At 38.5% G+C, this 10,253-nt stretch carries 7 protein-coding genes; 3 read left to right on the top strand and 4 right to left on the bottom strand.

Annotation, left to right across the window (positions count from 1 at the left end; translation table 11 throughout):
- Window positions 1-2,092: 2,092 nt before the first annotated feature.
- From Q0212_RS03805 to Q0212_RS03795, 3 genes are all read right to left on the bottom strand, one after another.
- Entirely contained in the window at window positions 2,093-3,310 is a 1,218-nt protein-coding gene (locus Q0212_RS03805) for an FAD/NAD(P)-binding oxidoreductase (protein ID WP_297922457.1), read from the bottom strand.
- 142 nt (window positions 3,311-3,452) lie between these two features.
- Entirely contained in the window at window positions 3,453-4,913 is a 1,461-nt protein-coding gene (locus tag Q0212_RS03800) for a cytochrome P450 (RefSeq protein WP_297922454.1), read from the bottom strand.
- Between the two features lie 90 nt (window positions 4,914-5,003).
- Complete coding sequence (locus Q0212_RS03795) at window positions 5,004-5,324, bottom strand: 2Fe-2S iron-sulfur cluster-binding protein (RefSeq protein WP_297922450.1); 321 nt, start codon at window positions 5,322-5,324, stop codon at window positions 5,004-5,006.
- Window positions 5,325-5,500: 176 nt separating this feature from the next.
- Here Q0212_RS03795 and Q0212_RS03790 point away from each other — a divergent pair, with 176 nt between their 5' ends.
- From Q0212_RS03790 to Q0212_RS03780, 3 genes are all read left to right on the top strand, one after another.
- On the top strand, window positions 5,501-6,556 hold the full coding sequence (locus Q0212_RS03790) for an AraC family transcriptional regulator (RefSeq protein ID WP_297922447.1): 1,056 nt from the start codon (window positions 5,501-5,503) through the stop codon (window positions 6,554-6,556).
- Window positions 6,557-6,667: 111 nt separating this feature from the next.
- Entirely contained in the window at window positions 6,668-8,320 is a 1,653-nt protein-coding gene (locus Q0212_RS03785) for a nitrite/sulfite reductase (RefSeq protein ID WP_297922444.1), read from the top strand.
- Window positions 8,313-8,801, top strand: a complete 489-nt coding sequence (locus tag Q0212_RS03780) for a DUF934 domain-containing protein (protein ID WP_297922440.1) — start codon at window positions 8,313-8,315, stop codon at window positions 8,799-8,801. The genes Q0212_RS03785 and Q0212_RS03780 overlap by 8 nt, the downstream gene beginning before the upstream one ends.
- Window positions 8,802-8,872: 71 nt before the next feature.
- Here the strand turns inward: Q0212_RS03780 and Q0212_RS03775 are convergent.
- On the bottom strand, window positions 8,873-10,253 hold a 1,381-nt coding region (locus Q0212_RS03775; RefSeq protein WP_297922437.1), incomplete at its 5' end, for a hypothetical protein.

Raw genomic sequence — 10,253 nt, 5'->3', positions numbered from 1 at the left:
TCCCTACACGACGCTCTTCCGATCTAGTTTTACTCTCACTAGCCACTATATTTTCAAAGTTAATCGTGCGATCTGGCGCAATAATCAAGCGAGTAAAAGGTTTATTGGCTATAACTTCTTTGACATTAATTGACATCGGCTCTAATTGCCATTTTAACCCCTTTGCCAGTAAATCTTGCCATGCCAAAAAGCGTTGATTGAGTTTAAGATCATTGGCAGCAAACTGACTAACACCCACATTACCTTGAAAGCTGGCTTGGTTTTTAAGCTGCTGACTAAATTGCAAATGACCATCAACATTGACCAAGCCACTTTCTAGCTTTAACAATGCCACTTGTTGTAAATAGCTAGATAATGGTACTAAGGCTAAGTTTTCTATTTTTAGCTGTGTATTCACCATTAATGGTGATTCATCTAGCTCACCTTTTAAGTTTATTTTCCCACCTGTTGATAACTGAATATCACTTTGTAGTTGATGTGGCTTTTTGAGATCTAATTCTGGATAAACCGTTAGTTCATTAATAGTAATTTTTTGTTTAAAAACAGGCTGTTGCTGTTGATCCTGTGCATCAACCTCAAAATTACGCAGATTTAACTCACCTAAACTGAATTGTGTTTTGGATTTTGTGCTTGTGGTCTTTGCTGACGAGCTAGCTTGTAAACGTGTTGCTAAATTATTTAGCTTTTGCTGCAAATCAATCTCACCATTTTTTAAGAGAGCAATTTGAGTACGTCCACCTTCTAAACTAATTTTACCAGTATGAAACTGTTGCGCTTGGGGTTTAGCACTAAAATTACTCACCAACAAATTTGGTAGCGTGAACAAAGTGTTTTGTTGGCCATTAATTAACAAGTCCTGTACACTGATTTTTTCTAGCGATAGTTGGTCTGCTTGCTGTTGCCATCTGATATTAGCTAACTGTAAATCTGCCAAATTAACAATTTTTTGCTGTTCGCTGTGTAAGTTCAAACTGTTTATTTGGCTATGATGAATCGTCAATTGTGGATTTGGCCAATTCGCTTTAATGTTATCTAAGCTTAATTTCTCTAACTGATAAATAATTGGCTGTTGGTTAGTGCTTTGTGCCACCAAGTCATAAATTTTTACAGACGTTTTATCAATATTTAGCTCAGGTTTTTCATTAACTAATTGAAATTGATAATCACCTTGTACATCTAAAAAAGCTTGATTTAAGACTATAGGCACATCATTGGTTAATGCATAATCCGCAAGGGGTTTTAGCTGTAATTTTTTAATTGCTAATTGGCCTTGTGAGCGTATTGGATTTAACCCCAATGTACCTTGCCATGCAAAACTTTCACCTTGATTTGTTTGTGCCGCAAATTGATAACGGCCTTGGTCATTGGCTAAGGAGCTAATATTAAAAAGTTTTAGATTTAAGTCATTAAACTGACTGACAAAAGGATGTTGGCGACTATAATCAGCCAAATCAATTTTTGCTTGATGAATTCCTAAAATGGCTAATTGCCATGCGGTACTGCTTTTCTCTTCATGGTCATCAGGTGGCAACAATTGTAATAAATTAAATTGTCCTTTTTGATTAATCTGAGCATTAATATAGGGATGAATGACATCTAACTCGTCAACATAAATTCTTTGTTGCCAAGCAGATAATAGTAAGCTGGCATTAGCATATAAATGCTCAGCCGATACCAACAGTTCTCCTTGCGGTTGTTTAATACGCAAACCTTCAATTTTGATGGCTAACGTTAAAGGATTAATTTCTACTTTTTTAATATCTAATTCTAGATGCAAAGTCTCAGCAACATAGTCTTTAGCAAATTTGGTGACTAAACTGGGTGCAGCCAAAAATCCTAATAAACTATAAGATAAAAAAACTGTTCCCCAACCCAAAACATGTTTTTTTTGTTTCGTAGTTAATTTAGATGGCTGTTTGGCTGTCATAATCTTGCTTATAAGAAAAAGATGTATTTTATTGTTATCATAAAAAAACTAGCAGATAGTCAAACAACAAGCTAGTTTTATGATCGAATATAAGCTTATTTTAACAGCAAGATATCAAGAGACGATATTTTTATGTGATATTCAACGGTTTAATGACTAAGCTTTCTAAACAAGCTCCTTGACAGGAATCGACTCATCGACCAAACGAGCAGCATCAATCGCTAAACTCTCAGCGATAATTTTTTTACTGAGCATAAATTCTTGTGGTCGGTTAATACAGTCAGCGGCAATCAATTTGCCTTGCTGTAAATAAAACGCGGCAAAACTGCGACCGTTTAGACTATCACCACGAATCACCACTTGGTCATAACCTTGACTCAAGCCTGCAATTTGTAATTTCAAATCATATTGGTCAGACCAAAACCACGGCAAACTTTTATACGGCTTATGCACACCACAAATGGCTGCTGCCGCTGATTTGGCTTGGTCGCTGGCATTAGGCACAGACTCTAAACGCATTCTACGGCCATAAATGGCATTAAAATGATTGGCACAATCGCCTGCGGCCACAATATTCGCATCATTAGTTTGGCCAAATTCATCGACCACAATGCCATTATTGACTTCTAAACCTGCTTGCTCGGCCAACTCAACATTAGGCACAACCCCAATACCAATAATCACCAAGTCTGCCAAAAACTCTCGTCCATCCGCACATTTCACTGCACGCACTTGCTCTTCACCAACAATCTCACTCACAGTCATTTGGGTATAGATGGCTACGCCTTGTTGTTGATGGATACGGGTATAAAATTCTGACATTTCGGGAGCGGTCACACGCTGCAAGACTCGCTCAGCCATTTCTAGCACCACCACATCCATCCCTAATTTTTTTAAGGAAGCGGCTGTTTCTAGGCCAATATAACCGCCACCAATAATCACTGCACGTTTGCCTTGTACAACATACGGTTTAATCGCCTGAATATCCGCAATATTACGCAAATAATGCACACCAGCTAAATTTTCGCCTGTTAGCCCTGCTGTACGTACTCTTGCACCTAAACACAAGGCTAGCTTATCGTAGTGAAGCTGTGTGCCATCGTTGAGGGTAACTTTTTGTTGCTGTCTATCAAGTGCAGTTACTCGCCCTTGTTTAAATTGAATGGCACTCTTTTCATAAAAGCTCGCTGGACGAATCAACAAGTCATCAATGTCTTTATCACCTGCTAAAAAAGTTTTTGATAAAGGTGGACGATGGTAGGGCAAATAAGGTTCATCACCGATGATGGTAATTTGGCCTTGCCAACCTTCCTGACGCAAACTGGTGGCTAACTGTGCAGCCGCATGGCTGGCACCAATAATCAGGCAAACTTGATTTGACATGGTGTTAATCCTAAAAATTACCCTTCGACTTCGCTCAGGGTACATTTTTGTGAGGGTTGCGCAGAGTTATGTTGGTTGAGCGGAGTCGAAACCAACCGATACTTCGACTTCGCTCAGTAACCATACTTTTCTTAGTGTCAGTTTAACTATATTTAGGCGTGACTTTTACCATCATTTTGCCATAGCCTCTAACAAAGTTAGACTGTACTATTTCTGGCTCGGCCAACACTTCAATATTGTCAAAACGCTTTAAAATTTCTTCCCATAAAATACGCAATTGCAATTCGGCTAAGCGATTACCCATACAACGATGTACACCAAAACCAAACGATAAATGGTTACGCGCACCTTTACGATCAATAATAAAGGCATCTGGATTATCAATGGCGCGTTCATCTCGATTCCCTGACACATACCACATGACGACCTTATCACCCTTTTTAATTAACTGACCATTTAACTCAACATCTTGCTTAGCAATACGACGCATATAAGCTAAGGGCGTTTGCCAACGAATAATCTCAGAGACCATGTTTGGAATCACACTCGGATTATTTTTGAGCTTGGTAAACTCATTAGGGAATAAATTTAAAGCATACACCCCACCCGACATCGAATTACGTGTGGTGTCATTACCACCGACAATTAATAAGGCTAAATTTCCCATAAACTCCATTGGCTTTTTAATGAGGTCTTCGGTGTCTTTGGAATACACCAACATACTCATCACATCATAACCCATAGGTTTACCAGCAGCTTTATCTGCCGCTTTTTGATACCAAAGCTCAGAAAACTGTTTGGTCATCTCATAAGCGGCATTGTAAAACTCATCATTGCTACTACCCGGCCCGCCTGTTGCTTGTGGGCTACCTGCAATAATATCTGACCAATAAACCAATTTATGACGTTGTTCATAAGGGAAATCAAACAAAGTCGCCAACATACGCGTGGTTAATTCAATCGACACATTTTGCACCCAATCAAAAGGGGTATTCACAGGCAATTCATCTAATACCTGTTGCGTGCGTGTGCGAATTAAACCTTCTAATTCTTTTAAATTTTTTGGAGCAACCACATCTTGTACGGCTTGACGCTGTTTATCATGCTTGGGAGGATCCATCGCAATAAACATTTCAGCAGGTAAACCTTCGGGCGTTTGGCCAATAATAATTGCAGGTTCAGCAGAAAATATGTCGTGATTTTTATCAACAAAGACAATATCTTCATAACGTGTCACCGACCAAAATGCACCAAATGGACTACTTTTTTGGTAATGCACAGGGCTTTCGTCACGCAAGCGTTTAAAATAAGACTGCCATTTTTTTTGCTTATATAAAAATGGATTACTGACATCAATTTCTTCTAATTTAAGTGTCGCTACTTCAGGAATCGGCTGCTCAATAAACTCATCAAAGGGCTTAGTTTGTAATACTTTATGTTTCACCGTTTGAAAAATCTGTACGCCTTTCACTAATATTGGAATAGGTACATTTGCAGATACAGTCTCGACAACAAAATTAGATGCTTTTTCAACGGCTGGCACTTTTTCTAATTTTGTGATGACAGATGATGCTTTTTGAATAGCAGATGTTAACAAACTCATGATATTTACCCTGACAATTATGTTGATTGAGCGGAGTCGAAACCACTTCGACTTCGCTCAGTGTGTCTTTTTGTTTGTCCTGTATGTGGATTACATTTGAAACTCTGGCAAATGCACTTCCATCCCATCCATTGCATTCGTGATTTGGATTTGACAAGCCAAGCGTGAATTTGCTTGTCTTTCTGGAGTCATTTCTAACATTTGCAATTCTTCTGACTTGGCACTATTGACCAAACCCAACCATTGATTACCCACCATCACATGACACGTGCCACAGGCGCACTCGCCACCACAATCTGCATCAATACCTTGTACACCATTATCCATGGCAATCTGCATTAATGTTTTGCCATCTTCCAGCTCAACAACATGTTGTTTGCCTTCATGATTAATAAATTTAATAATGCCCATGAATATTCTCCAATGTAGAATTAGTACATACTCATCAAAATAAGTATGAAAATATGCGTTTAGAATATGACCATTAACACGAATTAAATAGGTCATTTATTGACATTAAGGAGTCATTAAAAGACTTTTTGTCGTATATTCTCAAATAAATATTATTAACGATGAGTCAAAATCTGATGTTAGACCCTTCTTATATAGCAGATGATATTGCCAACATTCCTTCTAATTACTCACGGATTATTGGCCGAGAATTAGAACTACAAATGAGAGATTTGCCTAAATTATTAAAGTTTACCCAACTTAGCCCTGAGCAATTTCTGCAAGATGATATTTTGCTCACCACACGCCAACAAGTTCAGATTCTGCATAATGCCTTAAACCTATCACCACATCCCGATTTTGGCTTACGTTTAGGCCGTCATTTAACCCCTGCCACACATGGTGCAATGGGCTTTTTGATCAATAGCAGCCCCAACTTATTAATGGCCTTACAAGCCTTTCAAGCCTTTGTACCTACACGTATGAGTTTTGTACGCTTAAATTTTAAAACGCAACAAGAATGGGTTGAATGTGAAATTCGCTTTGAAACCCTCTTGAGTGAAGAAATTTATCGCAGCTTATTAGAATGTTGTTTGATGGTATTTGTTGCTTGTGCTGAATTTATAATTGGCCGTCCTTTAGCTGAAGCACAAATTTATTTTAGTTTTGCCAAACCAAGCTACAGCCATGTCTACAGTGATTATTTTGCAGCAGATTATCAATTTTCTGCCCCTTACTCTAAAATTAGAATCCCTATAGAAACCTGTCACATTGCCAATGTCTCGGCTAATCATGACAATTATGTTTTAGCCATGAAACAATGTGAAACCATGTTGTCACAGTTAAAATCACATAAATGCAGCACCACCTATCAATTGCAAAAAATGATGTTATCTCAGCCTTTAGGCACACTCAGCGAAGAAGATGCTGCTGCGGCTTTATTTATTAGCAAACGCACGCTTGCACGCCATTTAGCCAAAGAAGGCAGTAGTTATATGGAAATTCGCGAAAAATTATTATCCGAACAAGCGAGTCACTATTTACGCAATAGTACAATGTCTGTTGAAGCGATTGCCTCTTTGCTTAATTATCATGACAGTGCCAACTTCCGTCGTGCCTTTAAGCGTTGGTTTGATGTAAGCCCCAAAGAATATCGACAAAAACTAGCAATTAAGCCGTCTCCTACCGAATAGGGACGGCTTATCACTAAAACCTAATGTCTATATAGATAAAAAGTATTTTAGTTATATAGAAAGTCTTGATATGCTTCGCACAATTTTTTTACCAAGCACAGTGCAAGGCTTATGTATCAATACGACGCTTACGATCAAAAAATTGTCGATCAACGTGTGGCACAATTTCGTGACCAAACTCAACGTTATCTCAATCAAGAATTAACCGAAGACCAATTCCGCCCTTTCCGTTTACAAAATGGTTTATACGTGCAACGTTATGCGCCAATGTTACGGGTTGCGATTCCTTACGGAATGTTATCTAGTGTGCAATTACGCACCTTGGCTAATATTGCCCGCGATTATGACCGTGGTTATGCCCACATCAGTACTCGCCAAAACATTCAATATAACTGGCCAGAACTTGCCAGAGTGCCTGATATTTTGGCTGACTTGGCCAAAGTACAAATGCACGCTATTCAAACCAGCGGCAACTGTATTCGTAATACCACGACTGACCAATTTGCGGGTGTTGTGGCAGGCGAAATTATTGATCCACGCCCAACTTGTGAATTAATTCGTCAATGGTCAACCTTCCATCCTGAATTTGCTTTTTTACCCCGTAAATTCAAGATCGCGGTTAATGCTTTACCTGACACAGATCGTGCCGCAACAGCCGTGCATGATATTGGTATTTATATCGTTAAAAATGAAGCAGGCGAAATTGGCTACAAAGTATTAGTTGGTGGTGGTTTAGGCCGTACGCCAATTATTGGCTCGATTATTCGTGAGTTCTTACCACAAAACGAATTGATTGCTTATTTAGATGCCGTTTTACGTGTTTATAACTTGTATGGTCGTCGTGACAACAAATATAAAGCCCGTATCAAAATTTTGGTGAAAGCCTTAACCCCTGCTGTATTTGCTGAAAAAGTTGAAGCCGAATTTGCCCACACCAAAACTGAAGCAATGCTTGTTCCTGCTGAAGAATTTGCACGTTTAGCCAGTTTCTTTACAGAGCCTGCTTATCAAAGCTTAACGGATAGCCCAACCGCGTTAACTGACGCTTTAAGCAGCAACAAAGCTTTTGCTTTATGGTATCAACACAATACTCATGCACATAAAAAAGCAGGCTATCGTATTGTAACGTTATCGTTAAAACGTACAGGTGTTGCACCTGGTGATATTACCAGCGAACAAATGTTGACGGTTGCTGATTTAGCCGACCAATACAGCTTTGGTGAATTACGCACTACCCACGAACAAAACATTGTTTTAGCCGATGTGCGTCAAGAGCAATTATTTGATTTGTGGCAACAATTATCAGCCTTAGGTTTTGCAACGGCTAATATTGGCTTCTTAACCAATATTATTTGCTGTCCAGGTGGTGATTTCTGCTCCTTAGCTAATGCTAAATCCATTCCTATTGCTGAACAAATTCAACGTCGTTTTGAAGACATTGACCAAGTTTATAATATTGGCCATTTAGATATTAATATTTCGGGCTGTATGAATGCTTGTGGTCATCACCATGTTGGTCATATTGGTATTTTAGGTGTCGATAAAAAAGGCGAAGAATACTATCAAGTTTCTTTAGGTGGCAATAGTAACCATGATGCCAGTTTAGGTGACATCTTAGGCCCTTCTTTTTATGCCGAAGAAATGGCCGATGTGATTGAAGAAATTTTGAATGTGTATTTAGATAACCGTCAAGAAAACGAACGTTTCTTAGATACTTATCGCCGTATTGGTTTAGCTAAATTTAAGGAGCGCGTCTATGCCTAATATTATTAAAGACGGTGCTATCGTCGCTGATACCTATCAATTAGTTACTGAAGCAGGTGCTTTACCTGCTCAAGATATTGTTGTTAGCCTTGATGTTTGGCAACAACAACAAGATGCTATTTTAGCTCATCCTCATAAAAAAGGCGTGATGTTAAAACCCGATCAACATCCCGAAGTAATTGCAAACGATGTACAGCAATTGGATATGATTGCTTTAGACTTTCCTGCTTTTGCTGATGGTCGTGGTTATTCCTACGCTGCCTTATTACGTCAACGTTTTGGCTTTACGGGTGAATTACGCGCAACAGGTGATGTGTTTAAAGACAACTTGTTTTACTTAAAACGTTGTGGCTTTAATAGTTTTGCCGTTCGTGCTGATAAAGACATTCATGTTGCTTTACAAGGCTTAAATAACTTTAGCGAAAGTTATCAAGCTTCTGTTGATGAGAGTCGCCCACTCTATCGCAGACGTTTTGCCTAATTCCCCCTCTCCCACAGGGAGAGGGTTGGGGTGAGGGTTAAAAGCCGCTGAAATCAGCGGCTTTTTTAGGTTTAGATTTTGGGTTGAGGGTTATAGCATGCTTGAGTTTGAATGTTGGTTACTGCTCCTAAAGAAGCATAACCTAATTCTTTTTTCTTTTCGGCATTTGACTCACTTAAGTACTTTAAGTAATTAACATAATTTGCCCATAAAGCGACTTCGCCTAACTTTTCCCGTTCATCTTGTTGGTTTTTAATCGTTACTATACCTGTTGTAGCCCGAGCAACATCAATTTGTACTTTTGGCCCACCAGACATACCAGAAATAGCCCCTAAATGAAAGCCATACAATTTATACCAAACATCTGAAGATGGTAATTTTTTCGCCCAATCACCAATCAACATCACAGGCGCAATTAATGATTCACTGGTTGCTTGTTGCGTTCTATCAACCAACACACTGGCAACAAATCCCAAACGTTGCTCTTGCATATCCAGTGTATCTTTTAATGTACTGGAGTCAACCACAGAACAATCATTATTTCTATCCGAAATAATATTGCCATTCTCTAAAATCGTAATACCTATATCACCTATTAAACATCCCGTACTAGAACATGCTGTTGACGTATTACTATCTTTTAAAGTTAATTTTAAATGTAAAGGAAAAATCGGTTTTTCACCCGTGACTATATTGTCTTTAGTACGCCAAAAATTACCGTCTAAATACATATTAGGCGTACGTGTCTTTTGTAAACTCAAAGTCCCTGTTGAAATTTGGCTAATACCTGTTGCTGACTCACGTTGCCATGCACCAAGCTGATTAATATCCACTCCCTGAGCTTGTGTTAAACCATATGCAAATCTATAGGCTGCTTCACCAGAGGAAATATTATTTTTGCTTAATACACCTCGGGTTACTTTGATACTATCACCAAGAGCAGTTTTCAAAACAAAATTTGCAGGGATAACATTACCTTTTGTTGTAAATAATGGCTCATTAGTATTAAAAAACAAATCTTGTGGAACAGTCTTAACCACAAAGTCTTTAAAAACTAAAGAATTATTTAAATCATCTGTTGATAACTCTTTTTGCCACTCCAACGCTGTGCCGATAGTCTTACCATCCCTGTCCACCAAAAAAAACATAGATACCATAGAATGAAGATTAGAACCTGTCCAACGCGCAAACATGCCATTATAAACATTATCTGATTCTTTAATAAAAGTAGGGACTACTTCATAAATACCCGCATTAATGGCAATTAATGAGTCATTAAAACGCGCTTGTGCTTGCGCTGCACCCACATTAGCCAAAGATTTTGGTGCCAACTTATCAAACATCGGCTTTAAAACTTTATCAAAATCATCAGCAGCAAATACTGTTAAAGGAATACTTGAAACAAGCTCATCTATCGCAAATTTATCTTTAATATCCAATACAATACGATTA

Source organism: uncultured Agitococcus sp. (genome assembly GCF_937920075.1).
Classification (GTDB): Bacteria; Pseudomonadota; Gammaproteobacteria; order Pseudomonadales; family Moraxellaceae; genus Agitococcus.
The sequence above is the reverse complement of the archived record's forward strand: the minus strand, read 5'-3'. Positions and strand labels throughout refer to the sequence as shown.